The sequence below is a fragment of the [Clostridium] cellulosi genome (assembly GCF_036762875.1).
Taxonomy (GTDB): Bacteria; Bacillota; Clostridia; order Oscillospirales; family Ethanoligenentaceae; genus Ruminiclostridium_D; species Ruminiclostridium_D cellulosi.
In genome coordinates, this window is record NZ_JBAIZF010000029.1 from 12,254 (window position 1) to 29,396 (window position 17,143).

Below are 17,143 nucleotides of genomic sequence, written 5' to 3' on the forward strand. Positions count from 1 at the left end.
TGAGTGCGTAGTTATGATGTCAAGGGCGGATAAATAGAAAGCTTAAATGTTCTATACAATTCCATACCAAGTGTTCTCTTATATGGTGGGATGTTGAAAAGCTATAGTGATAATATCACAGAACTTCGGTTACAAATCATTTATAATAAGGACACAATAAAACAAATTAATGAACAGCCTTAGCTTGCAGCAGCTACCGTGGAAAGGTGGTCAAGTAATGAAAGTTGTAATTATAGGCGGTGTCGCAGGTGGCGCAACAGCAGCGGCAAGAATTCGCAGACTTGATGAGAAGGCCGAAATCATTGTTTTCGAGCGTTCGGGATTTATTTCCTACGCCAACTGCGGATTGCCGTATTATATCGGCGGCATCATTGAGGATGAAAACGATCTGACTTTACAGACACCCGAAAGCTTTTGGAAACGCTTCCGTGTTAAAATGAACGTGCATCATGAGGTTACAGCAATTCACCCTGACAGCAAGACTATTACCGTGAAAAATCTCGAAAACGGCACAGTCTTTACCGAGAGTTATGATAAACTCTTGCTCTCGCCCGGTGCAAAGCCGATAAGGCCAAACTTTGAGGGCATCGACAGTGATAAGATTTTTACTCTCCGTAATGTTGAGGATACGCTGAAGATTAAGAAATATATGGACGAGCGCCATCCGCAATCCGCTGTTGTCGTGGGCGGAGGCTTTATAGGAATTGAGGTTGCTGAAAATCTGCGGAAACTTGGAATCGGTGTCACGCTTGTAGAAGCCGCAGATCAGCTTATGTCTCCCTTTGACAGCGATATGGCATCTTTTATACACGCAGAGGTTCGCAAGAACGGCGTAAATCTTATGCTCGGTCGCATGGTTGAAGGTTTTGCAGATACAGATTGCGGCATTGCTATAAAGCTAAAAGATGCTCCCACACTTCACGCCGATATGGTGGTAATGTCAATTGGTGTTGCTCCCGAAACTGAACTCGCCAAAAATGCGGGTTTAGAACTCGGCATTAAAGGCAGTATTGTTGTTAATGATAAAATGGAAACCTCCATTCCCGACATTTATGCTGTTGGTGATGCGGTGCAGATTAAGAATTTTGTAACCGATACAGATACGCTTGTATTCCTTGCCGGCCCAGCTAACAAACAAGGCAGAATTGCCGCTGACAATATCTGTGGCGGTGACAGCCACTACACAGGCGGTCAAGGAAGCTCGGTTATCAAGATATTTGATATGACCGCCGCAGCTACAGGAATTAACGAAAAGACGGCCAAAGCTCTCGGACTCTTTACAGATAAAGTTATTCTCTCCCCTATGAGCCATGCAGGATATTATCCCGGCGGTAAAATGATGACTATGAAGGTGATTTTTGAGAAAGAAACCTACCGCATCTTAGGAGCTCAGATTGTCGGCTTTGATGGTGTTGATAAGCGAATTGATGTATTGGCTACCGCCATCCGTGCCGGAATGAAGGCGTACGATCTTGTTGAACTTGACCTTGCTTATGCACCGCCGTACTCCTCTGCAAAGGATCCTGTGAATATGGCAGGCTTCATTATAGAAAACATTAAAAAAGGTGTTGTAAAGCAGTGGTATTATGAGGATGATAAAACACTTCCCCGTGACGGGAGTGTAACACTTCTTGATACACGTACACCGATGGAATATAACATGGGCCATGTAGAAGGATTTATCAATATTCCCGTTGATGAGCTGCGTGAACGCATTGACGAGCTTGACCGCAACAAGCCTGTGTATGTCATTTGCCAAAGTGGATTGAGAAGTTATATTGCATGCAGAATCCTTGTTGGCAACGGTTTTGACGCCTATAACTTTGCCGGCGGCTTCCGATTCTACGATGCAGTCCGCAATGATAAAGCGTTAAACAGCAAATCCACTCCTTGCGGGATGGATGAAAACTGAAAGACTAATCTTTCGTGCGCTGCAGACAAAAAACTAAGCAAAGCGTTGAGTAATCCATTTGGAAAACTCAACGCTTTGCTTTTTCAATTAATAATTTTTTGAAGTCCGTCTGAAACACTTATCAAAAGAGACGGAAACCGTCCAAATGTCATTAATATTTTAAGTAAATTAAAATGTCGCCAGATAGGCTAACCATCATAAATAAAATATGTTAATATGTTTATTAGTCGTAATAGCAAACAGAAAACGGAATTCATGTTTATTAGGAAGATAAAAGTATTAGACAATATTTGAATTTGATGAGGTGATTGTTGTGAAGAAATCCTTATTATATATACATGGCAAAGGTGGTAATGCAGAAGAAGCAGAACATTACAAACCATTTTTCATTGATTATGATGTATTTGGTTTGGACTATAAAGCAGCTACTCCTTGGGAGACGAGAGAAGAAATTTTGGCTGAATATGAGACGTTGTATAAAAAGTATGATTCTATTTCGATTATTTCAAACAGCATTGGCGCTTACTTCGCTATGAATGCGTTGTCAGAAAAGAAGTTAGAAAGAGCATTCTTTATCTCTCCGATTGTAAACATGGAGAAACTTATTACTGATATTATGTTATGGACTAATGTGACAGAACAAGAGCTTCAAGATAAACAGGAGATTGAGACATCATTTGGAGAAACGTTGTCTTGGAAATATCTATGCTATGTCAGAGAAAATCCTATTGTCTGGAATACAGCAACAGATATTTTATATGCAGGAAATGATAACTTAACTTCCTATGAAACGATATTGAAATTTGCAAAAGAGACTAATTCTTCATTGACGATTATGGAAGATGGTGAACATTGGTTCCACACAAAGGAACAGTTTGCATTTCTCGATAATTGGTTATTAAGCATAATCTAATAAAATCCTATTTTCCAATAAATCTATGATTACGACATCAATTCTATCAACTTGAGCCATGTGGAGTGTGTGACATTGATGTCAAAGTTGTAGTCCTTGATATTACTGGCTTTTCGCGTTTACATTCAACTTGTCTACTCGAGAGAAAGGGTAGAAATGCGTATGTGGAAACATATCGAGGGTATATTTGGGGATAAAATTTGAGCCCGAAAATTGGCAGGGTTGAGTTAACAAGTTAGATAATGACTGTTTTTATAGGGAGTTGAGTAAGCAGGATAGATGTACATTTAATGCAAGTACACTCATTTCTTGAAAAGGCTTTATTATATATAAAGTTGTAAAATGTTGAAATTGTTCGTTTCTTCGCATATAATAAAAATTGGAATTTTATCTTCTGCGAGGTATTCATAATGGATTACTTAACAACAAAACAAGCTGCTGAAAAATGGAATATATCCCCGCGCAGAGTTCAAGTTTTATGCGAACAGGGGCGCATTAAGGGCGCTGTGCGCTTGGGTTGGGCATGGGCGATACCAAAGGATGCTGAGAAACCTGCGGATTTGCGGATGAAAAAAGATAAAAATAGAGGAGTAGAGTAGAATGGCAAAAGTTAAAAATTCAAAAAATGAAGTAAAAGAACAGCCTATCGAACAGGTGCTTTGGGCAGCTGCGGACAAGCTCCGCAAGAACATGGATGCTGCGGAATACAAGCATGTTGTTCTTGGGCTTATATTTTTAAAATACATATCGGACAGTTTTTATGAATTATATTATAAACTCAAAGAGGGCAAGGGCGAATACGAAGGAGCAGACCCTGACGATCCCTATGAATACCGTGCGGAAAATGTATTCTATGTACCACCACAGGCACGCTGGGATTACCTTCAAAGTCGTGCTAAGCTGCCGACGATCGGAAAAGATATAGACGAAGCTATGGAAGCCATCGAAAAGGACAATCCCTCCCTCAAAGGCGTTTTGCCGAAGGAATACGCAAAGGAAAAACTGGACAAACAGTCACTGGGTGGACTAATTGATTTAATTGGTACTATTGCCCTTGGTGACAGCGCTTCTAAATCGAATGATATCCTCGGACAGGTATATGAATATTTTCTTGGACAGTTTGCCCTTGCAGAAGGTAAAAAAGGCGGACAGTTCTATACGCCGCGTTCCGTAGTACAGTTGCTTGTTGAAATGCTCGAACCTTACGAGGGCAGAGTTTTTGACCCATGCTGCGGCAGTGGCGGTATGTTCGTTCAAAGCGAGAAATTCGTTGAAGCTCACAGAGACCACTATAACGGAAAATCAAGAGAGATTGACAAGCTTTTCGAGCGTGTTGTTTCTATCTATGGTCAGGAAAGCAACCAAACAACATGGCGGCTTTGCAAAATGAACCTTGCCATACGAGGTATTGACAGCACCAATGTTTTGTGGAACAGCGAAGGTTCATTTTTAAACGATGCTCACCCCGACCTTAAGGCTGATTTTGTGATTGCCAATCCACCTTTTAATGACAGCGATTGGAGCGGAGAACTGCTGCGGACCGACGGACGCTGGAAGTATGGTGTGCCGCCGGTATCAAATGCAAATTATGCGTGGATCCAGCACTTTTTGTATCACCTTTCGCCCAAAGGAACCGCCGGCTTCGTTATGGCTAAAGGTTCCCTTTCGTCCAAGACAAACGGAGAGGGAGAAATCCGCAAAAACATTATTGAAGCTGGGCTTGTGGATTGTATTGTCAACCTTCCATCTAAATTGTTTTTAAACACGCAGATTCCGGCTTGTCTATGGTTTTTGACGCGGGAAAAGGAAACAAATCCGGACCATCCGCGCCGGAATAAGGTTTTGTTCATTGATGCGCGAAATATGGGAACTTTGATAAACCGCAGAACCCGCGAGCTCACCGATGATGACATCCGTAAAATAGCTGATACTTACCACAGTTGGAAAAAGGATGACGGCTCCTATGAGGATGTCCCCGGCTTTTGCAAGTCCGCAACGCTTGATGAGGTGCGGGAACTCGATTATGTGCTGACCCCTGGCAGGTATGTCGGATTGCCCGAGGAAGAGGATGACTTTGATTTTGAGGAACGTGTAAAAAATTTGACTGCAGAGCTTAAAGAACAGATGGAGGAAAGTGTTAGACTCGATAAACAGATAAAGGAAAACCTTGAAAAAGTGGGGATTGAGATATGACGGAGTGGAGAGAGTGTAAGTTAAAAGATGTTTGCAAATATGAAAGGATTAGTATAAACCCACAAAAGTATAAGATATTACAATTTGTTCATTATAGCTTTCCTGCTTTTGATAATAACAAAACCCCAGAAATACAATTTGGAGGACAGATTAAAAGTAGTAAGTATATAGTAAAAAAAGGTTATATTCTTTACAATAAATTAAATGTTAGGTTTAAAAGAATTTGGAATATTAATTTTGAGACCCCAGAAAATAGTATTTGTTCTTCTGAGTTTTTGCCAATATTGGCAACAAAGTGTAATCAAGACTACTTATATTATTTTTTATGTTCAGATGAGCTAACAGACACCATGGCTAACTCTAATACAGGGACATCTGGAAGTCATCAGCGTATTGATCCAAATTTCTTAATGAAATATGATATACTCCTCCCCCCTCTTCCCGAGCAAAAAGCAATTGCTGAGGTTTTATCCTCCCTTGACGATAAAATCGACCTTCTGACAAGGCAGAATAAAACTCTTGAGGACTTGGCTCAGGCTTATTTTAGAAAATGGTTTATTGAGGATGCAAGCGACAAGTGGGAAGTTGTTCCTATATCTGAAAAATTTGATGTTTTATTGGGAGGTACTCCTTCTCGAAAAATTGAATCATATTGGACGAATGGTACAATAGGTTGGATTAATTCAGGGAAAATTAATGAGTTTAGAATAATTGAAGCAAGCGAATATATTACTGAAGAAGCTCTTAACAACTCTTCAGCAAAGTTACTTCCCGCTGGAACAACTGTATTAGCAATTACAGGAGCAACATTGGGAAAAATCAGCATGGTATTGCGCTCATTTGCAGCTAATCAGTCTGTAATTGGTTTAGTGCCAAAAGCAGAATTATCGAATAATTTTATTTTCCTTTGGTTAAAAGAGAATATAAATGCTCTGATTAGCATGCAAACGGGAGGGGCTCAACAACATATTAATAGCAATGATGTAAAAAGTTTTGACGTTATTGTTCCAGATACAGTCGCATTAAGCCTGTTTAGAAGAAAAATTGATCCATTGATGTTAAAAATATCTCAAAATTGCTTTCAAATAAATACCTTAAATAAACTCCGCGATACCTTTCTTCCCAAACTTATAAGCGGCGAAATCCGCGTAAAAATGTGAGGTGCAAAAAATATGCCCAAACTTTGCGAATCTGAAATTGAAAAGATGGCAATAGAAGAACTGGTGAAATTGGGCTATGCATACCTTTCTGGCCCGGATATAGCACCGGATGCACTTTTTGCCGAGCGCAACAGTTACAGTGAAGTTCTGCTTAAAAAAAGACTGACCGATGCGGTAGTGCGTCTTAATCCTAACCTTTCCTATGATGTTATTTTGGAGGCAGTAAATAAAGTTGCGCGTATAAGTTCTTCAAATCTGGTTGCCGACAACGAAGCATTTCATAAAATGCTGGTTGATGGTGTGCCTGTCGAATACCGCAAAAACGGAGATATAGTTGGCGATTATGTAAAGCTTGTGGATTTCTCGGAAGATGGAGTTGACAACAACGAATTTCTTGTAGTCAACCAGTTTACCGTTATTGAAAACAATAACAATAAGCGGCCGGACATTCTCCTTTTCATAAATGGTATTCCTATGGTGCTGTTCGAGCTGAAAAATCCGGCCGATGAAAACGCCACCATTCGCAAAGCTTATGATCAAATCTGCACATACAAGGCCACCATTCCAAGCCTTTTTACATATAACGAGATATGCGTTATTTCAGACGGACTGGAGGCAAAGGCAGGTTCATTAACTGCTCCATTCTCACGTTTTTCAACGTGGAAAACAAAGGACGGGATAAATGAAGCATCCCAGTTTGAAGATCAGCTTACTACTCTGATTCACGGGTTGTGCAACAAGAAAACCCTACTCGACTATATACGAAATTTTGTAACCTTTGAGAAGAGCAAAACCGAGGATAAAAAGACCAAGATAATAAAAGTAGAAACTGTCAAGAAAATTGCCGCTTATCATCAGTACTATGCAGTTAATAAAGCAGTAAAAAGTACGATAGAAGCAGCAAAAGCAGGAGGCAGCAAAAAAGCCGGCGTGATATGGCACACTCAAGGGTCGGGCAAATCCCTTTCTATGGTTTTTTATGCCGGGAAACTGGTGCAGACCCTTAACAATCCAACTATAGTTGTTATTACGGACAGGAATGATTTGGACGACCAGCTATTTGATACCTTTGCCGGGAACAGCGATCTTCTGCGCCAGCCACCGAAGCAGGCAGAGAACTGTGAGCATTTGAAAGAACTGCTAAAGGTAGCATCCGGCGGCATAGTTTTCACCACCATTCAAAAATTTATTCCTGATGATGACAGCTCGGTCTATGAGCTGTTGTCCGAAAGAGATAACATCGTTGTCATAGCCGATGAAGCACACCGCACGCAGTACGGCTTTAACGCAAAGCTTAGAGATATAAGAGACGAGAACAAGCAGATTGTGGGGCAGCGTATAGCCTATGGTTTTGCAAAATATTTGCGCGATGCTTTGCCTAATGCTACTTTCATAGGCTTTACCGGTACACCTGTTGAGAAGCAAGATGCCAACACTCCGGCGGTATTTGGCAATTACATAGATATTTACGATATTGCACAGGCTGTTGAAGACAAGGTAACAGTTAAAATCTATTATGAAAGCCGCCTTGCTAAAGTACATCTAACCGAAGAAGGCAAAAAGCTAATTGAGGAATTCGACAGGGAACTTGAAGAAGTAGATGAAAAAGACGAAGCAAAAGCCGCAAAAATGAAATGGGCAAAGCTGGAGGCTATTGTCGGGAATAAAGAACGCCTTGCCACTCTCGCAAAAGACATTGTTACGCATTTTGAGGATCGCCAAAAGGTTTTTGAGGGTAAGGCGATGATTGTTGCGATGAGCCGTAGAATCGCTGTTGATTTGTACAATGAAATCATAAAGCTGCGTCCCGAATGGCACAGCGACGATTTGGACAAGGGTGCTATCAAAGTTGTTATGACATCTTCCAGTTCTGATGGTCCTGAAATGCAGAAACACCATACTACTAAAGAGCAGCGAAAAATGCTTGCACAGCGTATGAAAGATGAAAATGATCCACTGAAAATTGTCATCGTGCGCGATATGTGGCTGACTGGCTTTGACGTTCCATGCCTCAACACCATGTATATCGATAAGCCGATGAAGGACCACAACCTTATGCAGGCAATAGCGCGCGTAAACCGTGTTTTCAAGGACAAGCCCGGTGGCTTGATTGTCGATTATATCGGGATTGCTCCAAACCTTAAAAAAGCACTGAGCTTCTATGCGGAGAGCGGTGGAAAGGGAGTACCTGCGGAAACCCAGGCACGAGCCGTTGAAATTATGCTTGAAAAGCTGGAAGTTGTCCGGCAGATTTTACACGGTTTTGATTATTCAAGCTTTTTCAATGCGGAGGTAAAAGACAAGCTTTCTATTATCCTTCGGGCAGAAGATTTTATATTATCTGCAGACGATAAAAAGGCTCGCTTTGTTAAGGAGGTTACCCTCCTAAGCCAGGCTTATGCACTTGCCAAACCTGATAAGGCAACGGTTACACATGCAGAGGAAATAGCGTTTTTCCAAGCAGTTAAGGCAAGGCTCACTAAATTTGAAACGAGCGGCGAAAGCGGTATAAATTACGAATCTGTTATAAAAAACATTGTTGATTCAGCTATCGCATCGGATGAAGTTGTCAATATTTTTGATGCTGCCGGTATTGAAAAGCCGGAATTGTCCATTCTCTCAGATGAATTCCTTATGGAAATTAAAGGGATGAAGCATAAAAATTTAGCCATTGAGCTGCTGAAAAAGATTTTGTCCGATGAAATCAAAGTGCGTTCAAAATACAACTTGACTAAATCAAAATCGCTTATGGAAATGCTCACTTCAGCACTAAAACGGTATCAGAACAACCTACTTACAACCGCTGAAATCATAGAAGAGCTTATCCGCATTGCTAAGGAAATTAAAAACGCCGACAGGAGGGGCGAGGAACTCGGCTTGTCCGAGGACGAGCTTGCTTTTTATGATGCGCTTGAAACCAATGATAGTGCGGTTAAAGTCTTGGGTGATGAAACCTTGAGAACAATTGCCCGCGAACTTGCAGATAAAGTGCGTAAAAATGCCACAATTGACTGGACATTAAAAGAAAGTGTCCGCGCAAAACTGATGGTATTGGTTCGCCGGACATTAAATAAATACGGTTATCCGCCTGACAAACAGCAGCGCGCCGTGGAAACGGTTATGAAACAGGCAGAAAACTTAGCGGATATATGGGTTTCTCAAGAAGTGACTTATGATACGAGATCTTTGTCAGATCTTCCAAAAGTAGCGGAAGAAGTGAGTAATTAGTATTTAGTGTAAAGCAGATATTTAATCAAAATGGGTAGATAAAACTCCAAGAAAGAAAAATACGGGGGTCGTTGCATGCATTTCTTTCAAAGGATAATGAAGAAAGTAAATAGCCCTGAAGTTCAATTGCTTTGCCAAATATCTGTATCAGGCAACGAATACGAAGAGTTGTTAAAATATACACGTTCAAAAATATTAAATTTATATATGCAGGCAATCCCAGTGCCTGATTTATTGCTTTCTATGGCATTAGTTCAGATTGCAATTCATAGATATGACGAAGGCAATTACTGGGATTGCTTTTTGGACGAGATTGGTATTGATGTTTCTGCAGTAAAAAGAAACTATTTAGGACAGATTTTTATGAAAACATTGCGTCATTTTAATTTATTCATAATAGAACAAGAAAAAGGCTCAAGGCAAGCTTATGTCGAGAATATTAAAGCTCATGCATTTGTTCCAAATAATTACCTTTTTGGCTACTTTGACTTTCTGTTCTCATTTTACGACAGGAATCTTTTTAGGCAGATTCCAGAAAATTTGGAAGACAGTATTTTTGAAATGATTGACTTTATGAATGACTCATTATCCTTAAATAGTGATAATGTAAGAATTGAAGGTTTTGGTAATAAGCCACCAAAGATTTATCGTCTTCTAAAAGCAACAAAAAATGTGATTGCACAGTGCTCGCCTGTTACTATATGTGATTTGATATCTGAGCATTTGATAATGATTGATGAATATTATTACGACAGAAAACTCCCGAAAAAAGATAACAGAATTGCGTCCGGTTTTATTGCTTGGTGTGAGACAAAGGAAGCTGAAATTAATCTTGAACCAAATATTAATAGGCGACGTAAGGCTATCGGTATATTCTATAATAAACCGTACTTTGAAGTTAATCGTTCTCATGAGCAAGCTTTTATTGTGATACCGAGTCAAAAATTTAGGGAAGAAGAATTTAATGGAAGTGCTTTTATTAAGTTAGAATACGATAATAAGACAATAAAAAAACAACTCGATATTTATAGAGCGTATGGTGTTTTTGTATCTGAAAAACTAAAAATAGCTGTTGACAATATATTTGCCTCTTATCGTATTGACATTATTTCAAGTACAATACATTCTTTTAAGATTCCTGAAAAAGAATATCGCTTATTTGATGAAGATTTTACAGAGATTCAGAAATTAAAAAAAGGGCAATGTTATATTCTCGCAAAGAAAGGCACTTCAGTCAAAAGTGATTTACATTCCGTATACGTAAATCCCCATCATGACTTATGGGATGAGTATTCATATAGCAATATTAATGAAGATACGGTTATTTATATAAAAAACAGGCCTATTTCTATCTCCGGGGAGTTTTCTGAAGAACCAATATTTGAATATGTATCAAAAGAATACATTTTGTATAGTGGAGAAAGACAAATACAAACCGCATATAAACACCCTATTATTTCATTTAAGGTTGCCAAAAAAGCTTTGGCGGGAACTTTAATATGGTGTAATAATAATCGTTTTTGCGCCAAAATGGAAAATGTCAGCTCCATTTATGAATTTGATTATGATTTGGAAAACTGTGGAGTATCTATTGCGTTGAGTAATGTGTTGGACAACAAAGATGGTTTATATCAAATTTGGATAGATGAACCGGGAAAGCATAGAAGACTAATCTGTCAATATGTTTTGATTACTTCTTTACGTTGTCGTCCAGAAAAGCCACGTTTTATTTTTTGCGATAAAGCTTTAGTACATATTATTGGAGACTATGACATCACTCCTTTGAATTGTGAGCGGGTTAGCGATAACGTGTATTCGCTTGATCTTACTTCTGGTACAGAAGAAGCGATATTTGAGTTATTATTAGAAGGGGTAAACTACACTTTAATTGTGCCGCTAAAAGTTTTCAAATACGGATTTTCCAAGCAGTGGAAATATAGAAGAGAAAATTACTTATGGTTTCCGGAGATAGAAAATGATCTTTTTGTTTTTATGCCTGGCGCAACTCGAGCTTTTGTTTATCTTGGAAATGAAGAGGAATGTATAGAGGGTGAAAAGCAATCTAATGGAGAGTTTCGATTTGATATAACTGATTTTGTTAACAAAATTAGACAAAGCAGCAGTGCGTTTGCAAACATTAATCTAAAATATTTCGATAATAAGTGGAGGTACCTACCACTTTTTAGAGTTTTGAAGAGATTGTGGCTACATAAATTCGAAATGGTATATTTAAATAATATGGTTCGAATTATATCGGAATACGAGGGAAAAGCAAAATTAAAGGTTCGTATTTCAGATTTTGCAACCAAGGAAATTGTTATTGAAAAGTATTTGAATAATGGTATTACCGCGTTTCCTGAACTCGATTATAACAAATTATACCAGTTGGAAAAGATTCAAGTCATCTTAGATCCATTTGGATTCTCGGAGCAATCTACATCATTAGGAGTTATTTATAAAATTGGAACAATAGACTTTAGTGATCTAACAAATTGTAAAATGATTATAAAATCTATAGCTTGTAATGGGGTTATGCTGAATCTTGATCATATATATACGGTTTACAACTTAACAAAAATCTCAGACTTTACTTATATTGGCAAGCTTACATATAAGCCTAAGTTAGCTAATAATTGTTCAAAAAAAATAAGAGAGTCAGATTTATTTGAGAAAGTTCGTTTTGAAATAATGATTGAAGATGGGGTCGTTAATATTATTTCTTTACATTCACTAGAAGACGGTGATTGGACAGAGATTTGGTATGATGCAATAACTAATAAACTTATAAGCGCTTCTGATGACATACTTTATACCTCAACAAATTATGAACGGTTTATCCCGTTGTATGAAGATATTACAGATTATAATGTTGAATTTAGGAGGGTTAAATAATGTTATTCAGACCAGCAGAAAGCTCAAAAGGGATTGTTGAATTCTTTCGAAAGTATCTTCTGACTACGTTCAAAACAAACAACGATATTTACAACAGACAGTTAAAAGAACAACTGTCTGAAGATGGTGTTATTTCGAAAGGTCCGTACATTAGTATGAGCGACTCTTTTGAAAAGGATAAAACTTTGCGAGAATTGGTTGATGAAGGTATTTTATGCAGAGAACTGTTAAAGTTATCTGAATTACATCCTGACAGGAAATTATATAAACATCAGGTTGAAGCTATATGTAAAGCAAATAATGGGAAAAATTTAATTATAACAACAGGAACAGGATCGGGTAAAACGGAATGCTTCTTGATTCCTATAATTAATCTCCTGATGCGTGAGAAGGAAAAAGGCACTCTAAATCCTGGAGTACGTACGCTTATTATTTATCCGATGAATGCTTTGGTTAATGACCAAATCAGAAGGTTACGAGAGATATTTATAAATTATCAGGAATCTGGTATTACATTCGGAAAATATACCGGTGAAACTTTAGAAAATTATAGTGATGCACTTGACGAATTTATTGAACGTGAAGGTACTGAACCAATTAAAAATGAGTTGATATCCCGTGAGCAGATGAGAAAGTCTCCCCCTCATATCTTGATAACAAACTTTGCTATGCTTGAATATCTTTTGCTGCGGCCTGGTGACAGCATTTTCTTTAATAAACAAAATGCATCAAAATGGCATTCAATCGTTTTTGATGAAGCACATACCTACTGTGGAGCAAAAGGAATAGAGGTTGCTACTTTAATCAAACGAGTTAAGGCAATGCTTAATCGTAATGATATTCAATTTTTTCTGACTTCGGCAACGTTGGGTGATGAAAAATCAAACCCACAAATTATCAACTTTGCTCATTCATTATGTGATGTGCATTTTGATGAAGACTCTATAATAAGATCGTCAACTATTGCACCTGCAAAACCAGAAAGCACAAGTAAATTAGATTTCTCAATTTATCGCGAACTTGCAGAAAAAATCAGAAATAACTTTGCTTCTGAACATATTCTTAAATTTCTTAGAGAAAAAGGCATTGACATTATTAAGGCAGAAAATGCAGATGAAGCTTTGGAAAAAACTCTCTATTCAATGATACTGCATGATGACTTTTATTATGAAGTCAGGCATCATTTATTGAACAAAATAAAACCATTGAATCAGCTTGCTGAAGAATTAAGTGTTTCGGTTGATGATATAACAGATTTTATAGCAGTAGCTTCAAATGCTCAGAATAACGGTGACAGGATATTTGAAGCAAGATATCACATGTTTATTCGTGGTATTGAGGGCGTGTATGTTACTCTAAATCCAAGCAATAAACTTTTCATCAGGAAAATGGAGACTTATAAAGAAGACCCGAAAAGCAACGACTGTGGATTTAAGGTATTTGAAATCACATTTTGTTATAATTGCAATGCTACATTCATTGTTGGACAAACAGAAGATGGATATCTTGTACAGAAGTCCAAATTTAACGATGATTACAGCCCAGAAGTTTACTTGTTAGATGGCGTATATGATGAATATGACGAAGAAAACGAAAATGAGAATAAATATATAGTGTGCGCAAAATGCGGAGCAATAGAACGCGCTTCATCTATAAATGGATTATCATGTGGACACAGCAAAGAAAATTATAATTTGTTGATCAAAGTCAAAAATTCTGGGGACAAACTCCACACTTGCCCATGCTGTCATGTAGTTAACACTCAGCGCAGTATTTTGCGCCCATTCTTTTTGGGTAATGAAGCAGCAACAGCTGTTATTGCTACAGCATTATACAATGAGCTTCCTGATGTCAAAATAACAAAAAGGTTTATATCTATTGATGATCCTTTTTTTGGGAATAGTCCTGAAAAATTGATCGAAGAGCGTGAAAATTTAGTTAAGCAGTATTTAACTTTTTCTGACAACAGACAAGCTGCAGCGTTCTTTGCTAGCTATCTGCAAACAACATACCGAGAAAATTTGGTTAAAAGAATAATGACTAAAATATGTGAAGACAATTCACAAGTATTACATCAAGGGGTAAGATTGAGTACATTTGTTAGTTTGCTTGAAGAATATTTTGAAAAGCATAACATATATCATGCGGATGAGAGAAATAAGCAGGCATGGTTAGCAGTCATTAAGGAGTTGACTAATTATAAAGCAATGAATGCTTTACAAAACATGGGGATATTACATTTCGATCTCAATATAAAAATGCCTGAAAATGAAAAATTAGAATTATCTTCTGAAGAAACAACTACTCTTTTTAAAATTATGGCATTGTTTTTTATAAAGGATGCAGCAATAAAATTACCAATTACCTTAACAAAAGCAGATATTAAAAGGCTATCCTATGCTGGAGAAATTAAGGGATTTACTTGTGATTATACTCAAAAAAAATATATACGTTCATGGCTACCAGCAATAGGGAGGGAAAATGCGCAGACTAAACTATTACGTAAGTTATTTTTAGGAATGGACAATGACACTATTCTTAAATTATTAAAATCAATCTGGGAAATATTAAAATATTATAATTTAATAGAATATGATAGCGAAAACGGAACATATTATTTATCTTCTGAAACAATTATGGTTAAAAATGTTGATAAGCTTTATATTTGCAATGAATGTAAAACAGTAACACCATATTGTTTAAAAAATGTTTGTATTAATCCGAGGTGTAATGGAAGACTTGTTGAATATGACTATCTTAAGGCAATGAAGGACAATCATTATTATGATGTTTATCATAATCTGAACATAAATGACTTGATTGTTAAGGAACATACTGCTCAGTTAAGCAGTCAAAAAGCATACTCTTATCAAAATGAATTCAAGAATAAACATATTAATGTACTGAGCTGCTCAACTACATTTGAAATGGGGGTTGATGTTGGTACCCTCGAAACTGTATTTATGCGAAATATGCCTCCTTCTCCGGCTAGCTATGCACAAAGAGCAGGTCGAGCAGGCAGAAGTTCAAAGGCTGCAGCGTATTCTCTGACATACTGCCCAAATAGTTCACACGATCAGAATTATTTTAAAGATCCTGTATCTATGATTAAGGGGACCATCCAACCACCTTCATTTAATATTGATAATGAAAAAATTGCTTTACGCCATGTTTTTGCATCTGCTTTCTCTTTCTTCTGGAGAAAGTATAGAGAACTATATAAAAGAACAATCGGTGATTTTTTAGAAGCAGATGGAGTAAATGCATTTAAAAAATATCTTGAAACCCACCCTGAAGATCTTAAAAAGTATTTATGTGAAGTATTAAGTCCTGAATTACAGAAGTATTATGAAATTAACAATTACGGTTGGATTAGTAAATTGTTTCTTGATGATCCTAATAATCCTGGAGTATTTGATATAGCATTGAAGAAGTATACTTCTGATTTAGAGGAGCTCGAGAAATCCAGAACATACTGTACTGAAAGACAAAGAAATATTGAACCAGGCTCCAAGGAAGATCGTGAATTGAGTTGGAAGATAAGGGATATTGGTAATTCTATAAATACAATTAAAAAGCAAGAAATAATTGAATTTTTATCTCGTAACAATATAATTCCTAAATACGGGTTTCCTGTTGATACAGTGGAATTGATGAGCTATGGGAAAGGTGGAGTATTAGATTCATTACGTTTAGATAGGGACCTATTTACAGCAATATCGGAATATGCACCGGAGTCAGAGGTTGTTGCAGACGGTAAGCTGATTACTAGCCGGTATGTTCGTGTTTTAAGCGGATTTGCATGGCCTGAATATAAGTATGTTATATGTAGAAATTGCCATACGTTAATTAGAGTTATTTGGGTTGAAGATATTCCCAAAGAATGCAAACATTGTGGACACACTTTGCCCAAAAAGATAAAAAAGTATATAATACCTAAGTTCGGTTTTATAATGGAGAACGGAGAGCCGGAAGATGCAGGAACAGAAAAGCCAGAACGTACATATAAAGGTTCAATATCATACATAGGGGATGGTACACGGATAGAGTCGAATACATACTCGATTTGTGGCAAAAAAGTTATTATCGGAAGTAGTAAAATGGATGAGCTTGCTGTGCTAAATACTTCTAATTTTTATATTTGCAAGGTCTGTGGATATGCAAAGTTATACGATAACGATAATGATTTAGCTAAGGAGCATGCCCATTACAAACCAGACGGGTATCCTTGCAGCAACAAAACACTTTACCCATATTCTCTTGGGCATGAATTTAAAACAGATGTTGTACTATTGAAGTTCGTTTCAGAGAATATTACTGAAATTGATGTTGCATGGACTATACTCTACTCGCTTATTGAGGGGCTTTGCAGACACTTGGGTATAGATAGAAATGAATTGTCAGGATGTTTGCATTGGTTCCGCAACGATGAGTTTTCTGGTATAGGTAATTATGGTTTTGTTTTGTTCGATAATACTCCTGGTGGAGCCGGATACGTTAGACGAATGAGAGATATATCTATTCTTATAGGCATGTTAGAAGCAGGGGCTCAAGTTGTAAATGGGTGCACATGTGGCGGTAAAGAAGCTGATACTGCTTGCTATAGTTGCTTATGCAATTACTACAATCAGAAACAGCATGATATTCTTAAACGACGATATGCCATTGATTTCTTCAATTCTCTTTTGAATGGAGAAAAAAAGTGGTGGGGAATTAGACTATAGTGCTCCCCATTGTCAAGACAGATTTTTCGTTTTTTTAGTTAGGTCCTCCTTTCTTCTAATTAGTAAATTTTAACATTTATGCATTCTATTAGAGGATGTCAAGGGCGAGCGTAAGCGAGTT

8 protein-coding genes are annotated in these 17,143 nt (G+C 37.5%); all 8 read left to right on the forward strand.

The genetic code is table 11. From position 1 onward, the window contains the following. Positions 1-217 precede the first annotated feature (217 nt). The 8 genes from V6C21_RS09910 to V6C21_RS09945 all read left to right on the forward strand — a co-directional run bounded on the left by V6C21_RS09910 (position 218) and on the right by V6C21_RS09945 (position 17,022). Positions 218-1,912, forward strand: coding sequence for a CoA-disulfide reductase (locus V6C21_RS09910; RefSeq protein WP_479268939.1), 1,695 nt, complete (start codon positions 218-220; stop codon positions 1,910-1,912). Positions 1,913-2,225: 313 nt separating this feature from the next. Further along, positions 2,226-2,825 carry an alpha/beta hydrolase gene (locus tag V6C21_RS09915; protein ID WP_479268940.1) on the forward strand — a complete coding sequence of 200 codons (600 nt, stop codon included), beginning with the start codon at positions 2,226-2,228 and terminating at the stop codon, positions 2,823-2,825. A 410-nt stretch (positions 2,826-3,235) separates the two neighbouring features. Next, positions 3,236-3,424: a helix-turn-helix domain-containing protein gene (locus V6C21_RS09920; protein WP_479268941.1), complete on the forward strand. Its 189-nt coding sequence runs from the start codon at positions 3,236-3,238 to the stop codon at positions 3,422-3,424. A 1-nt stretch (position 3,425) separates the two neighbouring features. After that, complete coding sequence (locus tag V6C21_RS09925; protein ID WP_479268942.1) at positions 3,426-5,018, forward strand: class I SAM-dependent DNA methyltransferase; 1,593 nt, start codon at positions 3,426-3,428, stop codon at positions 5,016-5,018. Then, positions 5,015-6,178, forward strand: coding sequence for a restriction endonuclease subunit S (locus V6C21_RS09930; protein ID WP_479268943.1), 1,164 nt, complete (start codon positions 5,015-5,017; stop codon positions 6,176-6,178). Before V6C21_RS09925 ends, V6C21_RS09930 begins: the two co-directional genes overlap by 4 nt. A gap of 12 nt (positions 6,179-6,190) precedes the next feature. Further along, positions 6,191-9,406: a type I restriction endonuclease subunit R gene (locus V6C21_RS09935; RefSeq protein ID WP_479268944.1), complete on the forward strand. Its 3,216-nt coding sequence runs from the start codon at positions 6,191-6,193 to the stop codon at positions 9,404-9,406. A 96-nt stretch (positions 9,407-9,502) separates the two neighbouring features. Then, positions 9,503-12,298 (forward strand): hypothetical protein, encoded by a 2,796-nt coding sequence (locus V6C21_RS09940; RefSeq protein ID WP_479268945.1) that lies wholly within the window; start codon positions 9,503-9,505, stop codon positions 12,296-12,298. Continuing rightward, positions 12,298-17,022, forward strand: coding sequence for a DEAD/DEAH box helicase (locus tag V6C21_RS09945; RefSeq protein WP_479268946.1), 4,725 nt, complete (start codon positions 12,298-12,300; stop codon positions 17,020-17,022). Before V6C21_RS09940 ends, V6C21_RS09945 begins: the two co-directional genes overlap by 1 nt. The last annotated feature ends 121 nt before the right edge of the window (positions 17,023-17,143 follow it).